The following is a 295-nucleotide window of genomic DNA, read 5'->3' as shown; positions in this document are numbered from 1 at the left end:
GAGAATCTGTGCAGTGTGCCGGCCATGCTCAGCGAAGCTCGACTCCCACGCCTGCACCAGACCCATCTGACCAATTGCAGCGGCCGCCTGGAGCTCGTGCATCGCACTGGGTCGTGCGGTCCAGCCCAAACGACTCATGCCGGCCGCCACCGCCCCGGAGGACACCAGCACCAATTCGACGCCAGCCTCATGCAAGGCCACCATCTGCTCGACCCAGACACCCATTGCCGCGCGATCCAGCCCTTTGCCATCAGCTGTCAGCAAAGCGCTGCCGATCTTCACGACCCAACGCTGC

1 protein-coding gene is annotated in these 295 nt (G+C 64.4%); it reads right to left on the bottom strand.

Annotated elements, in window-relative coordinates:
• Window positions 1-295: amino acid kinase family protein (locus tag BK660_RS31625; protein ID WP_473087035.1), on the bottom strand; the 295-nt coding region annotated here is incomplete at both ends.

The organism is Pseudomonas brassicacearum (assembly GCF_003732265.1).
In the GTDB taxonomy this organism is placed as follows: domain Bacteria; phylum Pseudomonadota; class Gammaproteobacteria; order Pseudomonadales; family Pseudomonadaceae; genus Aquipseudomonas; species Aquipseudomonas brassicacearum_D.
Note: the sequence above shows the minus strand (reverse complement) of the source record. Positions and strands in the feature narration are given on the sequence as shown.